Below are 15,073 nucleotides of genomic sequence, written 5' to 3'. Positions count from 1 at the left end.
TGAGCCGATTCGCAGCGGGGCCTTCATGATGGGCCGTTCAGCGCAGTATAACGAATACAGCCGGGGAAGTAATCCGCCTTCCGATGTCCTATTCCACCGGTTCAGTCGCCGGCACGGCTCCGCGCCCGGCCCGGATCGGCAGGACCGGGGCGTCGGCGCGCTGGAGCACTTCGAGCGCCGCGTCGGCCTCGCGCTGGCGGTCCCAGAGCGCCGCATAGATGCCGCCGGCCTCCAGCAACTCGCCATGGGTGCCGCGCTCCGCGATGCGGCCGTGGTCGAGCACCAGGATCGCGTCGGCATTGACCACCGTGGACAGCCGGTGGGCGATCACCAGGGTGGTGCGCCCGCGGCTGACCCGGTCGAGCGCCGACTGGATCTCGGCCTCGGTGAAGGAATCCAGCGCCGAGGTCGCCTCGTCGAGCACCAGGATCGGCGGCGCCTTGAGGATGGTCCGCGCGATGGCGACCCGCTGCTTCTCGCCGCCCGACAGCTTCAGGCCGCGCTCGCCGACCGGGGTGTCGTAGCCCTCCGGAAGGCCGGAGACGAAGCGGTCGATCTGGGCGAGCTGGGCCGCCTCGCGCAACTCCGCGTCGGTGGCGTCGGCCCGGCCGTAGCGGATGTTGTAGCCGATCGTGTCGTTGAACAGCACGGTGTCCTGCGGGACCATGCCGATCGCCGCGCGCAGCGATTCCTGCGTCACCGCCGCGATGTCCTGGCCGTCGATGCTGATCCGGCCGGCCGACGGCTCGTAGAACCGGAACAGCAACCGCGACAGAGTCGATTTGCCGGCTCCCGAGGGCCCGACCACCGCCACCGTCTGCCCCGCCAGGATCTCGAAGCTGACGCCGCGCAGGATCGGCCGCTCCGGGGTGTAGGAGAAGCGCACGTCCTCGAACCGCACCGTGCCGCCCGCGACCGTCAGCGGCGCGGCGCCGGGCCGGTCGGCGATCTCCGGGTTCTGTCCGAGGATGCGGAACATGTCGTCGATGTCGATCAGCGCCTGTTTGATCTCGCGGTAGATCATGCCCATGAAGTTCAGCGGCATCGACAGCTGCACCAGCAGGGTGTTGGCGAGCACGAAGCCGCCGATCGTCGTGCGCCCGGCCAGGATGTCCCGGGCCGCGAGCCACATCACGATCGTCATGCCGATGGTGAAGATCACCGCCTGGCCGGCATTGAGCACCGCCAGCGAGACGTAGGTCTGGGTCGAGGCTTTTTCGTACTTGGCCATCGACACGTCGTAGCGGGCGGCCTCGCGGGCCTCCGCGCCGAAATACTTCACGGTCTCGTAGTTGAGCAGGGAGTCGACCGCCTTGGTGTTGGCGTCGGTATCCGAGGCGTTCATCCGGCGGCGGATGGCGATCCGCCACTCGGTCGCCTTGTAAGTGAAGGCCAGGTACGCCCCGACCGTGAGGAACGCCACCAGCGCGTAGCGCCAGTCGAACTCGTAGGCCAGCACGCCGAGCACCAGCGCGAACTCGACGATGGTCGGAACCAGGGTCAGCACCATCAAGCGCGACAATTCCTCGATGCCGGCGCGGCCGCGCTCCAGCACCCGGGTCAGGCCGCCGGTCTTGCGCTCCAGGTGGAAGCGCAGGGACAGGCGGTGCATGTGCTCGAAGGTCCGGAGCGCCAGGCGGCGCACCGCGTGCATCGCCACCTTGGCGAACAGCCCGTCGCGCACCTGGGTCAGCGCCGACATGGCGATCCGCGATACGCCGTAGAGGGCGATGAGCAGCATCGGGGCCGCGAACAGGCCCGTGGGCAGCGGCGCGTCCTTCCCACCGATCGCGGCGACCAGGGCGTCGGTGATCCACTTGAAGGTGAACGGGGTCACCATGGTCACGAGCTTGGCCGCGAGCAGCAGCCCGAACGCCAGGAAGACCCTGCGCTGCAGGTCGGGCCGTCCGTGCGGCCAGAGATGCGGCCAAAGGCGCCGATAGGTGGCGAGCAGCCCGGGGCGCTCGGCCGGGTGTGCGGACCCGGCCGGGGGCGCGGTGTCGTCGGTCATGCGGGATTCGATGCAGGAGGAACGGCGGGAGGAAGGATCTTCCTCCTGCATATAGGCCCGTGGAACGGAGCGGGCACCCGCAGCCGCCGCAGGGCCGGTCATCCTCTCCAGAACGGCTTCCGGATCTCGCGGCGCAGGTGCCAGGGTTCGATGCCGGCATCCCGGAGCTGGTCCGGATGCAGGGCGGCGAGCAACCTCCGGGTCCGGATGCGCTGGAGCCAGAGACCCAGCAGGGACGGGACGGCGGACCGGTTCGCGGAGCGCGTGGGCCTGGCCGTGGACGGAGCCGCGGACGACAGTGTGACGATCGACATGGCGTAGGTTCCGGTGACGGGACGCAGTCCGGCCGGGATTGCGGGGGCAGGATTGAACCGATAGATATCTCGGATCAATCGAAACATTGCACTCGGAGCAATGATGCGGGCTTCGGATTATCGCACCGTCGCGGACGCGGTCGCCGGCGAGATCGCCTCGGGGCGTCTGCGCCCGGGCGACCGGCTGCCGCCGCAGCGGGACTTCGCCTATGCCCGGGGCATCGCGGTCTCGACGGCGAGCCGGGTCTACGCAGAGCTGGGCCGGCGCGGGCTCGTGACCGGCGAAGTCGGACGCGGCACCTTCGTCCGCTCCGAGCCCGGCCAGGCCGTGCGGCTCCAGCCGGAGCCGCCCCCGGCGGCGATCGACCTGCAGCGGACCCATTCGCGTTTGCCGGAGCAGGAGGTCGTGCTGGCCGAGACCCTGGCGGCCCTGGCGGGCGCGGGCGCCGAGATCGGGTTCAGCCAGTACGGTCCCGCGGGCACGCCCCGGGCCCGCACAGTCGCGGCCGACTTCCTCGCCCGCGACGGCTACGCGCCCCGGGCCGCCGACATCCTGTTCACCGGCAACGGCCGGCAGGCGCTTGCCGCCGCGCTCGCAGCCCTGGCGGCGCCGGGGGAGCGGATCGGTTGCGAGCCGCTGACCTATCCGGCGGTGCGGGGCATCGCGGCCCGGCTCGGGATCACCCTGGTGCCGCTGGCCATGGATACCGAGGGCGTGTGCCCGGATGCGCTCCTCCAGGCCCATCGGGCGACCCCGCTGAGCGGCGTCTATCTCCAGCCGACCCTGCAGAACCCGCTCGGCGCGACCATGGGCGCCGCGCGGCGGGCCGACCTCGCCGGCATCCTCGACACGGTCGGTCTCACCGCCATCGAGGATGCGGTCTACGGCTTCCTCGCCGACGCGCAGCCGCTCGCCAGCCTGGCGCCGGACCGGACGATCCTGGTGGACAGCCTGTCGAAGCGGGTGATGCCGGCCCTCACGGTCGGGCTGATCGCCGGGCCCCCGCACCTGACCGACCGGCTCGCGGCCTCCGTGCGCCAGGGCGCCTGGACCGCGCTCGGGCTGTCGCTCGCGGCCGGCATGCACTGGATGTCGGGCGGATCGGCCGCGACCCTGGCGGAGGCTAAGCGCCGGGACGCGGCGTCACGCCAGACGCTCGCCCGGGAGATCCTGGCGGGACTCACGGTGGTCGGCGACCCCCGCGCCTATCACCTCTGGCTCGAATTGCCCGAGACGTGGCGGGCCGAGGCGTTTGCGGCGGCGGCGTTGCGCCGGGGCATCGCGCTGCTGCCGGCCGCGGCCTTCGCGGTGAATCCCGGCCACGCGCCGAACGCGGTCCGCCTCGCCCTGGCGACGCCGTCGCCGGAGGACCTGTCCGAGGCGCTCACGACCCTGCGCCGCCTGGCCCTCTCGGAGGACGACCAGATCGTGGACTGACGGGGGCGTCAGCCCCGCTTGTCGGTTGGCAGGATGAAGATCTGGCCCGGATAAATCCGGTCCGGGTCGCGGATCTGCCCCTGGTTGGCGTCGTAGATCACGGTGTAGCGCTCGCCCCGGCCGTAGGTGCGCTGGCTGATCCGCCAGAGGTTGTCACCCCGGGTGATTTTTGCCGTTGTGATCTCCGGCACGAACACCGCGCCGGCCCCGGTGGGGCTGCGCGCACCCGCGGCATCCTGGCTGAGGGCGGAGGGAGTGTCGGCCGCGCCGGCGCTGTCGCCTTGGGGGCGGCCCCCACCCTGCATGGCCGAGGAGGCTGCCGACCGCCCGGACGGGCCCTGCGGCCGATCCTGCCCGGCGCCTTCGCCGGCTGCGACGCGGGTCGGCTCGGGCACCGCGAGCGGCACCTCGGCGCGGGTGGAGACCTTGCCGGTGCGGGGATCGATCTGGTCGATCCGCACCTGATACTGGCCGGGCTTGACCCCGCGGCCGATCGTGAAGCTCGCTCGCCCGTCCGGCCCGACGCTACCCGGGGCGATCAGCGTGTCGTTCAGGTAGAGCCGGAGCTTCGCGCCCGGGATCCCGGTGGCGGTCACGAACAGCCGGCCGCTCTCCTGCACGTCCACGCTGACGATCTTGGCGGCCGGCGCCTTGCCGTCGGCGGGGGCTGCGGGCGCCGCCTTCGCCTGGGTCCCGGTCGCCGCCGGCCCGGGGGCGCCGGGCTGCGACAGCACGATCGTGGCGGCATCCGGGGCGGTCAGCGCCACCAGGGGCTGGCGGTCGCGGCCCGGGGCGACGTCCACCGCCACGCTCTGGCGTGAGTCTGCGACGCGGCCGTCCTTGGTGGTCATGCGCAGCCGCAGGGCGCTGGAGCCCGCCGGCAGCGCCGGCGGCACCAGGGCGAACTGGCCGTTGGCGTCGGCGGTCGCCCGGGCCACGGGCTTGCCGTCGACCAGCATCTCGATCACGGCATCCGGCGCGCCGCGCCCGGCCACCACGGCGTCGCCGTTCGGCTCGACCCGGACGATGTCGAAGCGCGGCACCTCGGCGGCGTCGGGCTCGGCAGGCTTGCCGTCGGGCGCCCGGTCGGCCGTGCGCGCCGCACCCGGTGCCGGATCGACGGCATTGCGCGCGTCCGAACGGGTGTCGCCGGGCTTGATCTCGCCGGGCTTAATTTCGCCGGGCTTGGCGCCATCCGGCCTGCTCGCCCCCGACGTGTCGTCGCGGAAATCGATGGGCGGCGCGCCGGCTTCGGCCGTCGCTCCGGGGGCGGCCAGGCCCCGCACGCCGCTCTGCGGCGCGGGCGCCGCGGCGGCGGGCGGCTCCGGATCGTGCCGGCCGATCATCCGCCGCAGGGACTCGCCGCCGAACAGGACCAGCACGAGGCCGAGACCGCCGAGGAGGCCGGCGAGCGCCAGGGCGAGACTGCGCCGCACCTGTCTCGACATCGCCACGAAGGCCTCCCTGCTCGTCCGGCCGCCCGGCGAATGGGCAACCTGCCCGCTCAAAAACCGTCGACTGCGGCGCCCATAATACCGTACATGGTCCCGACACCAAGCCGTCCCGCCGCTCCGGCGGGTGAATCCCACGCGAATTCAGCAGTTTGGCGCGTGGAGCGCCGGGCGCGGGGGTCTTTCTCGACGGCTCGCAACGGTTGCGTGATGGAGGGCGCCGGATGGCCCCGGTGAGGACTGTCTGTGTCTATTGCGGCTCCGGCTTCGGCGGAGACCCGGCCTTCCGGGCGGCTGCCGAGACCCTCGGCACGGCGATCGCGCAGGCCGGAATGGGCCTGGTCTATGGCGGCGGTGACGTTGGGCTGATGGGCGCCGTGGCGCGCGCTGCGCTGGCGGCCGGCGGCCACGTGACCGGCATCATCCCGGACTTCCTGCAGGCGCGTGAGCACATGCTCGACGACGTGCAGGAGACCATCGTGGTCTCCGACATGCACACCCGCAAGCGCCTGATGTTCGAGCGCTCGGACGCGTTCGTGACCCTGCCGGGCGGCATCGGCACCCTGGAGGAACTGGTCGAGCAGCTCACCTGGGCGCAGCTCGGGCAGCACCGGAAGCCGGTGGTGCTGGTCTCGGTGGCCGATTTCTGGGCGCCGCTGCTCGACCTGTTCGAGCACATGCGCCGCCACGGCTTCATCCGGGCTGGGTTGGACCTGAGCTACACCATCGCCCGGGACGCGGCCGCGGTGGTGCCGCTGCTGCGCGAGGCCGGCCACGAGCCGGACCCCCAGGCCGAGGAGACCGTCAAAGAACGGATGTGAGGCCGGGCCCGGCCTCTTGGCTCCTCGGACGCTTGGCTCCTCGGACGCTTGACCCCTCGGACGCTTGGCCGCGCCGGCGATCCGGAAGGTCGGTGTATGAGGCCGGCGCCGCCGCACGGGGCGGCGGCTGGCGGAGTCCGAGCATGCGCGTCCCGATCCTGGCGGCCCTGGCGCTCGCCTGCCTCGCCGCCGCGGCGTCCGCGGAGGCGCCGCCGGTCCTCCAGACCCTCGATTACGCCAACACCCGCTATTCCGACCTCGCCCAGATCGACGCCGGCAACGTCTCGCGCCTGAAGGTCGCCTGGACCTTCTCCACCGGCGTGCTGCGCGGGCACGAGGGCGCCCCGATCGTGGTCGGGAACCGGATGTTCGTGCACACCCCGTTCCCGAACGTGGTCTACGCCCTCGATCTGGATCACGACGGCAGGATCCTCTGGCGCTACGCCCCGCGCCAGGATGCGAGCGTGATCGCGGTGATGTGCTGCGACACGGTCTCGCGCGGTCTCGCCTACGCGGATGGGCGGCTGTTCCTGCAGCTGGCCGACACCACGGTCGTGGCCCTGGACCCGGAGAGCGGCGGGGTCCTGTGGTCGGTGAAGAACGGCGACCCGGCCCGGGGCGAGACCAACACCGCCACGGTCCTGCCGGTGCACGGCAAGCTCATCGTCGGCATCGCCGGGGGCGAGTACGGCGCCCGCTGCCACGTCACCGCGTACGACCAGGCGACGGGCCAGCGCCTCTGGCGCGCCTACGCCACCGGTCCTGATGCCGACATGCTGGTCGATCCGGACACGACCACCGAACTCGGCCGCCCGATCGGCCGGGATTCCTCGCTCACGAGCTGGGAGGGCGACCAGTGGAAGATCGGCGGCGGCTGCAGCTGGGGGTGGTTCTCGTTCGATCCGGCGCTGAACCTCGTCTATTACGGCACCGGCAACCCGGCGACCTGGAACCCGGCCCAGCGCCCGGGCGACAACCGGTGGACCATGGCGATCTTCGCCCGCGACCCCGACACCGGGCTCGCCCGCTGGGTCTACCAGATGACGCCCCACGACCAGTGGGACTACGACGGCGTCAACGAGATGATCCTGACCGAGCAGGTGATCGACGGACGCCCGCGCCGGGTGCTGACCCATTTCGACCGCAACGGCTTCGGCTACACCCTCGACCGCGCGACCGGCGAGGTGCTGTTGGCGGACAAGTTCGACCCGAGCGTCAACTGGGCGAGCCGGATCGACCTGGACCGCGCCTCCCCGGGCTACGGGCGGCCGGTGGTCGACAAGCGCTACGCGCCCGGCGAGGCCGACGAGGAGGAGGTCACCAAGAACATCTGCCCGGGGGCGCTCGGCGCAAAGAACCAGCAGCCGGCGGCCTACTCGCCGGTCACCCGGCTGTTCTACGTGCCGACCAACCACATGTGCATGGATTACGAGGCGTTCCGGGTGAGCTACACGCCGGGCCAGCCCTATGTCGGCGCGACGCTGACCCTGCACCCGCCCGAGGGCTCCGACCGAACCGGCGCGTTCATCGCCTGGGACGGGGCCAAGGGAAAAATCGCCTGGACGATCCCGGAGCCGTTCTCGGTCTGGTCCGGGGCGCTCGCCACCGCCGGCAACGTCGTCTTCTACGGCACGCTCGAAGGCTACCTCAAGGCGGTCGACGCCCGGGACGGGCACGAACTCTACCGGTTCAAGACGCCGTCGGGCATCGTCGGCAACGTCACCACGTACGCACACAACGGTCGGCAATACGTGGCGGTGCTGTCCGGGATCGGCGGCTGGGCGGGCATCGGGCTGGCCGCCGGACTGACCGACCCGGCGGACGGTTCGGGCGCGGTCGGCGGCTACGCGGCCCTGTCGCAGTACACGGCGCCCGGCGGCCAGCTCACGGTGTTCGCGCTGCCGGAGTGAGCCCGCGCGGACCCGTGCCGACGAAGTCCACGAACGCCCGCAGCGGCGCCGGCAGGTGCCGGCGGCCGGGATAGTAGAGGAACGGGCCGGAGAAGACCTGCCACCAGGGTTCCAGCACCGGCTCCAGGGCGCCGCTGTCGAGCTGCGGGCGCAGCCAGTCCTCGAACAGGTGGATGATCCCGGTTCCAGCCACCGCCGCCGCGACCGCGAGGTCGCTGGCGCCGACGCGTACGATCAGCGGGCCGGACGGATCCACGCGGACGATCTCCCCGTCGCGCTCGAACTCCCACGGCGCCGTCAGGCTGCCGCTTGGGAACCGGCCCAGCAGGCAATCATGGGCCAGGAGGTCGCGCGGATGCTCCGGGCGCCCGCGCCGGTCGAGATAAGCCGGCGCCGCCGCCGTGGCGAAACGCTGCCGCCGTGGGCCGATCGGCACCGCGATCATGTCCTGCTCCAGCCGCTCGTCGTAGCGGATGCCGGCGTCGCAGCCGGACGCCAGCACGTCCACGAATCCATCCTCGACCACCAGTTCGAGCCGGATCTCGGGATAGGCCGCCAGGAACGGCGGCACGATCGCGGGCAGGACGAGGCGTGCCGCGCTCAGAGGCACGTTGAGTCGGAGCGGTCCGGCCGGCCGGTCGCGGAACCCGTTCACCACATCGAGGGCGGCCTCGACTTCTCCGAGTGCCGGGCCGAGCCGCTCCAGCAGGCGGATGCCGGCCTCGGTGGGCGCGACGCTGCGGGTGGTCCGGTTCAGGAGGCGCACGCCGAGGCGCGCCTCGAGCCGGCGCACCGCCTCACTGAGGCTCGACGCGCTGCCGTTTCCGGCGCGGGCGCCCTCGCGGAAGCCGCCGGCCCGCGCCACGGTCACGAAGGCGGTCAGGTCCGACAGGTCCATCGTCATTGTTCGAGATCTCGCACAGCCCGTGCCGAACATCAGCGCTTATCCGATCAGGCCGCGCCGTCTACATCCGGGGCGCACACAGGAGATTCGCCATGACCGACATCGCGCAGGCCGGCACGTTCGCGCTCGGCGACCGCACCGTGAAACGCCTCGGCTACGGGGCCATGCAACTCGCCGGGCCGGGCGTGTTCGGACCGCCGAAAGACCGCGGGACGGCCGTCGCGGTGCTGCGCGCGGCGGTGGCCGAGGGGGTCGACCACATCGACACCAGCGACTTCTACGGGCCGCACGTCACCAACCAGATCATCCGCGAGGCGCTCCACCCCTATCCCGACGATCTGGTGATCGTGACCAAAGTCGGCGCCAAGCGCGGGCCGGACGCCTCGTGGAACCCGGCCTTCTCCCCGGAGGAACTCACGCGGGCCGTCCACGACAACCTGCGCAATCTGGGCGTCGACGCCCTCGACGTGGTCAACCTGCGCCTGATGTTCGACGCCCACGGTCCCGCGGAGGGCCCGATCGAGGCGCCGCTCACCGTGCTGGCGGAGCTGCAGCGCCAGGGGCTGATCCGGCGGATCGGGCTGAGCAACGGGACGCAGGCGCAGGTCGCCGAGGGCCGGCGGATCACCGAGATCGTCTGCGTGCAGAACCAGTACAATCTCGCGCATCGGGCCGACGACGCCCTGATCGACGCGCTGGCCGAGGCCGGCACCGCCTACGTGCCGTTCTTCCCGCTCGGCGGCTTCAGCCCGCTGCAATCCACCGCCCTGTCGGAGGTCGCCGCCAAGCTCGGGGCGACGCCCATGCAGGTGGCGCTGGCTTGGCTGCTGCGCCGGGCGCCCAACATCCTGCTGATCCCGGGCACCGGCTCGCTCGGCCACCTGCGCGAGAATCTCGCGGCGGCCGCGCTGAGCCTGCCTGACGACGCGATGGCCACGCTGGGCGCGATCGGGGCCGCGTGACCGGCGACGCGGCTGCCTACTTGGCCCCCTACTTGGCCCTACTTGGCCCGCAGGCCGGCCACCATCGGGCAGCCGCCCTCGCTCATCGGCCGGAACGCCTGCTCGGCCGGGATCGTCTCCAGCACCTTGTAGAGATCCCACTCGCCCTTCGACTCGGCGGGCGTTTTGGCCTCGAACAGGTACATCGGGTGGATCTTGCGCCCGTCCGGCCGGATCGTGCCCTTGCCGAACAGGGGATCGTCGGTGGGCAGCTCCTTCATCTTGGCCACCACGGCGGCGCCGTCCTTGGCCGAGTGCAGGGCCGCCACGGCCTTCAGGTAGTGCAGCGTGCTGGCGTAGACGCCGGCCTGGTACGAGGTCGGCTTCCGGCCGGACATGCGCGCGCCGAACCTGTCCGCGAAGGCCCGGGTGCCGTCGTTGAGGTCCCAGTAGAACGAGGCGGTGAACGCCAGGCCCTGGGCGACTTCGAGCCCCAGGGAATGGATGTCGGTGATGGCGATCAGCAGGGCGGCGAGCGTCTGGCCGCCCTGGCGGATGCCGAATTCATGCGCCTGCTTGATCGCGTTGGCCGCGTCGAGGCCGGCATCGGCCAGGCCGATCACCTGCGCGCCGGAGGCCTGCGCCTGCAGGAGGAACGAGGAGAAATCGGGGTTCGGGAAGGGCGTGCGCACGCCGCCCACGACCGTGCCGCCGCTCTTCTCCACCACCGCCTTGGTGTCGCGTTCCAGGGCGAGGCCGAAGGCGTAGTCGGCGGTGATGAAGTACCAGGACTTGCCGCCGCGCTTGAGCATCGCCTTGCCGGTGCCGTTGGCGAGCGCGGCGGTGTCGTAGGTCCAGTGGACGGTGTTGGGGGTGCAGGCCGGGCCGGTCAGGTCGGCGGTGCCGCCGCCCGAGTTGATGAAGGCCTTGTTCTTCTCCTTGGTGATCTGCGCCACCGCGAGCGCCACCGAGGAGGTCGGCACGTCGAACACCGCGTCGACCCCGTCGCGGTCGTACCATTGCCGGGTGATCGAGGCGCCGACATCGGGCTTGTTCTGGTGGTCGGCGGCCACGACCTCGACCTTCAGCCCCTGGGTCTCCGGCTTGAAATCCTCCACCGCCATGCGGGCCGCCACCACGGCGCCCTCGCCGGTGGAATCGAAGTAGACGCCCGAGCGGTCGTTCAGCACGCCGATCTTCACCGGCACGAGGTCGGCCGCGAGCGCCGCCCCGGCTCCGAGCGCGCACAGAAGCCCCGTCAGTGCCGCGACGCGGTGGCGGACCGTCATGTCTCACTCCCTGTTTCTTTGATCGCGGCGGCGTTGTTCGCCGCTCGGATGTCGTCCGAATGCAGTCTAGGCGGACCGGATCGGAGCCGATACCGGCCGGTGAGAGGATGCGGGCGATCCGTCAGGGTCTCCCTTCACCCGCGGGGCGCCAGCCCAAACAGCGCCCGCGCCTCGTCGGGCGTGGCCGGCTCGCGGTCGAGATGGGCCAGCAGGCTCACCGCTTTCTCCACCAGGGCGGCGTTGCTGGGCGCGAGCACGCCCCGGGACAGATAGAGGTTGTCCTCCAGCCCGACCCGGACGTTGCCGCCCATCCCGGCGGCCACCGCCAGGATCGGAAACTCCTCCCGGCCGATGCCGAAGGCCGACCAGACCGCGTCCTCGGGCAGCCGGGCGCGCATCGCCACCAGGGCCTCCGGGGTCGCGGGCGCGCCCCAGGGGATGCCGAGGCAGATCTGGAACAGGGGCGGCCGCGCCAGGTGCCCCTCGGCGATCAGGTGCCGGGCCAGCTCGATCTGGCCGAGGTCGAACACCTCGATCTCGGGCTTCACCCCGGCCTCGCGGATCTGCGCCGCCATCGCCCGCAGGTGCGCGGGGGTATTGAGGAACAGGTGCTCGCCGAAGTTCATCGTGGCGACGTCGAGGGTGCAGATCTCGGGGCGTAGCGCCGCGACGTGCCGGGTCCGGGTCTCGGGTGACGCGAAGGTGGTGCCGGGGCCGGCCACCGACGGGTCGGGATCGCCGGGCACGAACCGGCCCCCGGCCCCGGTGGTAAGGTTGAGGATCACGGCCTCGTTCTTCTCGCGCACCCGCTCGACCACCTCGCGGTAATGGGCGAGTTCCATGCTGGGCGCGGCGGTCTCGGGATCGCGGACATGGATGTGGACCACCGCGGCCCCGGCGGAGGCGGCCTCCAGGGCGGATTGGGCGATGGCCTTCGGGCTCACCGGCACCGCCGGGTTCTTCTTCGGCGTGTCGAACGAGCCCGTGAGGGCGCAGGTGATGACGGTCGTCCTGGACATACTTTCCTCCCTGGCCTGATCCTGACGGTGCCGTCCCGCGTGTGGACGAGGGCCGCTATAGCGCCCCGCCATCCACCGTGATCGTCTCGCCCGTGATGTAGGCGGCGCCCGCGGCCAGGAAGAAGATCGTCTCGGCGATGTCCTCGGGCCGGGCCATGCGGCGCAGCATCGTGTGCTGCACCGTCGCGGCCTTGCGCGCCTCCGGCCACGGCTCGGTCCACGGGGTGGCGACGAGGCCGGGGGCGACCGCGTTGACGCGCACGTCCGGGGCGAGGGCCCTGGCCAGGCTGCGGGTGAGGTTGATCAGCCCGGCCTTGCTGGCCGAATAGGCGATCGAGGAGCCCCGCCGCCCGAGCCCGGCCACGGAGGCCGTGTTGACGATCGCCCCGCGGTTGTCTTTCAGACTCGCCGCCGCGGCCCGCGAACAGCGGTACGGGCCGAGGAGGTTCGTGGCCAGGATCGTGGCCCAAAACTCTTCCGTCATCGCGTCGAGGTCCTCGAAGGCGATCGGCGCAGTGGTGCCGGAGGTCCCGGCATTGTTGACCAGCACGTCGAGGCCGCCGAGCGCCGCGATCCCGGCCGCCACCATCGCCTCGGCAGCGCCGGGCTGCGACACGTCCCCGGGCAGCGCCATCACGGCCAAGCCCTCGGCGGCGAGACGCTCGGCCTCCGCGGGGCCGCGGGGATCGTCGGGGAGGTGGTTCAGCGCCACGCTGGCGCCGTTGCGGGCGAACAGCGTCACCGTGGCCAGCCCGATGCCCGAGGAGGCGCCGGTGACGAGGATGCGCCGTCCGGACAGGTCCGCGCCGATCATGTGCCCTCCATCCGGCCGATCCCGGCCATCGCCTTCTTCAAGGCCAGCAGCTTGCGGTCGCGCTCGCGGAACAGGTCCGCAGGCTCGCGTCCGCCCCAGTCGAAATAGCCGCGCCCCGCCATCACTCCGGTCCGGCCCCCGGCGCAGAGTGCGTCCAGGGTCTCCGACCGGGTCCGGGCCGGGGGCGGCGCGTAGCTGCCGTTCGCCAGGGCGCGCCGGGTCAGGTCCAGCCCGGTGAAATCGGCCTTGGCGAGGTGGCCGAGGATCGGGATGCGTAAGCTGAGCCCGTGGATGATCGCGTCGTCGATCTCGCGCGGCTCGGCGATGCCTTCGTCCAGCAGCCGGAACACCTCGGCGCTGATCGCCGACTGGATGCGGTTGGCGACGTAGCCGGGGATGAAGCGCTTGAGCGCGATGGGCACCTGACCGAGGCCGAGCACGAGGTCGTGCATCGCCGCGATCACGGCCGGATCCGTGCCGGGCCCCGGGACCACGTCGACGAGGTCGACGATGTAGGGCGGCGTGTACCAGTGCATCACGAGCGCCCGCGCCTGCCGGGCCTGCGGGATCAGCGGGAAGACGTCGAGGTAGCTGGTGTTGCTCGCCAGGATCGCGTCGGCCGGGCAGAGCCGGTCGAGCGCCCCGAACAGCGCCCGCTTGGATTCCGGGTTCTCGGTGATTGCCTCGATGACCAGGCCGGCGCCCGCGACCGCCGGTTCGAGCTCCGCCTCGACCCGGACGGACCGGGCGAGCCGCGCGGCGTCCCACCCGTCCGGCGCAGCGCCGCCCTCCCGCAGGGTCGCCAGCGCGGATTCCATGAGCGCCGGCACCCGGGCACGGGTCTGCGCATCCGTGTCGGTGATCCGGACGCCGTGCCCCCGGAGCGCCAGCACCAGGGCGATGCCGTGGCCCATCAGGCCGCCGCCGACGATCGCGATCTCCATCGTGTCCTCCCTCAAACCGTCGCGATCGGCGTCGTCGGCGAGCCGACCGCTCCTGGCAGGCGCAGCGGCGGCGCCGTCAGCAGGAACCGGCTGCGGCCATGGGCGCGCAGCCACTCCGCGAGCGGCGTCAGGTGCCACAGCTCGCCGAGGTTGATTCCGAGCTTGAACAGGCAGTGCTCGTGGAGCGGCAGCGTCGCGCAGCAGGCCGGTCCCACCCCGGCCGGATAGGCCTCCACGGCGTAGTTGTCGGCGATCAGCGCGCACAGCCCCGAGCGGGTGATCCAGTCGAGGAGCCGCGGGTCCCGGCCGTCGAGGCCGGCGCAGAGGTTGTGGACCTGCTTCGGATCGGGCGTGCCGCCCATGGCGATCAGCCGCTCGGCGAAGCCGGTGTGCAGGCAGACCATGTCGCCGGGCTCGATCACGACGCCGTCGGCCTCGAGGATCCGGGCGAGCTGGTCGTAGCCGACCTTGACCTTGGCGTCGCCGAGATGCGCGCGCAGGTCGATCATCACGGCCCGGCCCTGCATGCCGACTTCGGCCAGGCGCTCGATCCCGAGTCTGTTCGCCCGGGACGGCTGGTCGGCCGCCTCGTTCGTGCTCGGGCCGACGATGTCCCGGCCGCCGCGGAAGCCGTTGTAGAAGGTCGGGCCGGCGCCGGTGCCGTCCGCATCGAACAGCGAGCCGACATGGGCGAGCGAATCCCACTGCGTCGAGTATTGCAGGTGGATCAGCGCGCGGTCGTCGCAGATCACGTCGGTGGCGCCCGCGACCTCCTCGCAGACCGGGAAGTTCATGTTCGGCCGGCCGTCGGCCCGCCGGGTCGGGGTGATCTGCGGCGGGTGGCGGCGCGGATTGAGGACGGTGCCGCCGGGCAGGTCCAGCGGCAGGCTGAGGCAGAAGGTCAGGCCCTCGCGGACCTCGGCGACACCCTGGCGGACCTTCTCGGGGGTCAGCAGGTTCAGGCGCCCGAGTTCGTCGTCGGGGCCGAAATCCCCCCAGGTCGAGCCCTCCGGGCGCCGGGTCCAGCGCAGGCTCATGAGCGCCGCCCCGTCGCCCGAGGCCGCAGGACGCGTCGCCTCGCAGGAATCCGGGGCCGCGGTCCGGGGCGAACCCCGGCCGCGGCCGAGCGTGCGTTCCTCACCTGTCCGTCGCCCTTCTTCGAGGCCGTCGAGCCCGCTTTTCGCGGAGCCGGTGCGAGCCTAGGCTGGCGCGGCGCG

The 15,073-nt window shown here is 72.0% G+C and carries 13 protein-coding genes; 4 read left to right on the top strand and 9 right to left on the bottom strand.

Translation table 11 applies throughout. The annotated features are described in order from the left end of the window. Positions 1-88: 88 nt before the first annotated feature. Positions 89-2,011, bottom strand: coding sequence for an ABCB family ABC transporter ATP-binding protein/permease (locus ACYQPG_RS14750; RefSeq protein ID WP_419829708.1), 1,923 nt, complete (start codon positions 2,009-2,011; stop codon positions 89-91). 98 nt (positions 2,012-2,109) lie between these two features. Then, the gene (locus tag ACYQPG_RS14745; RefSeq protein WP_461231183.1) at positions 2,110-2,325 is read right to left on the bottom strand and encodes a DUF1127 domain-containing protein; all 216 of its coding nucleotides are present in this window, start codon (positions 2,323-2,325) and stop codon (positions 2,110-2,112) included. A 103-nt stretch (positions 2,326-2,428) separates the two neighbouring features. On the opposite strand from ACYQPG_RS14745, the gene ACYQPG_RS14740 reads away from it, so the two are divergent. Continuing rightward, entirely contained in the window at positions 2,429-3,763 is a 1,335-nt protein-coding gene (locus ACYQPG_RS14740; protein WP_147908335.1) for an aminotransferase-like domain-containing protein, read from the top strand. Positions 3,764-3,771: 8 nt separating this feature from the next. Here ACYQPG_RS14740 and ACYQPG_RS14735 read toward each other — a convergent pair whose 3' ends face one another. Continuing rightward, positions 3,772-5,211, bottom strand: a complete 1,440-nt coding sequence (locus ACYQPG_RS14735) for a LysM peptidoglycan-binding domain-containing protein (protein WP_419830027.1) — start codon at positions 5,209-5,211, stop codon at positions 3,772-3,774. 227 nt (positions 5,212-5,438) lie between these two features. Between ACYQPG_RS14735 and ACYQPG_RS14730 the strand changes: the two genes are divergently transcribed. After that, entirely contained in the window at positions 5,439-6,035 is a 597-nt protein-coding gene (locus tag ACYQPG_RS14730; protein WP_147908336.1) for an LOG family protein, read from the top strand. 143 nt (positions 6,036-6,178) lie between these two features. After that, positions 6,179-7,945, top strand: a complete 1,767-nt coding sequence (locus ACYQPG_RS14725) for a methanol/ethanol family PQQ-dependent dehydrogenase (RefSeq protein ID WP_419829707.1) — start codon at positions 6,179-6,181, stop codon at positions 7,943-7,945. On the opposite strand, the gene ACYQPG_RS14720 is transcribed toward ACYQPG_RS14725, so the two are convergent. Beyond that, positions 7,920-8,849 (bottom strand): LysR family transcriptional regulator, encoded by a 930-nt coding sequence (locus ACYQPG_RS14720; protein ID WP_147908338.1) that lies wholly within the window; start codon positions 8,847-8,849, stop codon positions 7,920-7,922. The two genes, ACYQPG_RS14725 and ACYQPG_RS14720, sit on opposite strands and share 26 nt — an antisense overlap. A gap of 92 nt (positions 8,850-8,941) precedes the next feature. On the opposite strand from ACYQPG_RS14720, the gene ACYQPG_RS14715 reads away from it, so the two are divergent. Next, positions 8,942-9,811 (top strand): aldo/keto reductase family oxidoreductase, encoded by an 870-nt coding sequence (locus tag ACYQPG_RS14715; RefSeq protein WP_461231182.1) that lies wholly within the window; start codon positions 8,942-8,944, stop codon positions 9,809-9,811. Between the two features lie 38 nt (positions 9,812-9,849). Here the strand turns inward: ACYQPG_RS14715 and ACYQPG_RS14710 are convergent, their stop codons facing one another. The 5 genes from ACYQPG_RS14710 to ACYQPG_RS14690 form a co-directional block, all read right to left on the bottom strand. Further along, positions 9,850-11,079 carry an ABC transporter substrate-binding protein gene (locus tag ACYQPG_RS14710; RefSeq protein WP_147938956.1) on the bottom strand — a complete coding sequence of 410 codons (1,230 nt, stop codon included), beginning with the start codon at positions 11,077-11,079 and terminating at the stop codon, positions 9,850-9,852. A gap of 134 nt (positions 11,080-11,213) precedes the next feature. Beyond that, positions 11,214-12,098: a beta-keto acid cleavage family enzyme gene (locus ACYQPG_RS14705; RefSeq protein WP_147908341.1), complete on the bottom strand. Its 885-nt coding sequence runs from the start codon at positions 12,096-12,098 to the stop codon at positions 11,214-11,216. A 55-nt stretch (positions 12,099-12,153) separates the two neighbouring features. Then, entirely contained in the window at positions 12,154-12,912 is a 759-nt protein-coding gene (locus tag ACYQPG_RS14700; RefSeq protein WP_461231181.1) for an SDR family NAD(P)-dependent oxidoreductase, read from the bottom strand. Continuing rightward, positions 12,909-13,856, bottom strand: coding sequence for a 3-hydroxyacyl-CoA dehydrogenase family protein (locus tag ACYQPG_RS14695; RefSeq protein WP_419829705.1), 948 nt, complete (start codon positions 13,854-13,856; stop codon positions 12,909-12,911). Before ACYQPG_RS14695 ends, ACYQPG_RS14700 begins: the two co-directional genes overlap by 4 nt. 11 nt (positions 13,857-13,867) lie before the next feature. Beyond that, positions 13,868-14,893 (bottom strand): cyclase family protein, encoded by a 1,026-nt coding sequence (locus tag ACYQPG_RS14690; RefSeq protein WP_419829704.1) that lies wholly within the window; start codon positions 14,891-14,893, stop codon positions 13,868-13,870. Between the last annotated feature and the right edge of the window lie 180 nt (positions 14,894-15,073).

The organism is Methylobacterium sp. CM6246, assembly GCF_054818005.1.
The sequence above is the reverse complement of the archived record's forward strand: the minus strand, read 5'-3'. Positions and strand labels throughout refer to the sequence as shown.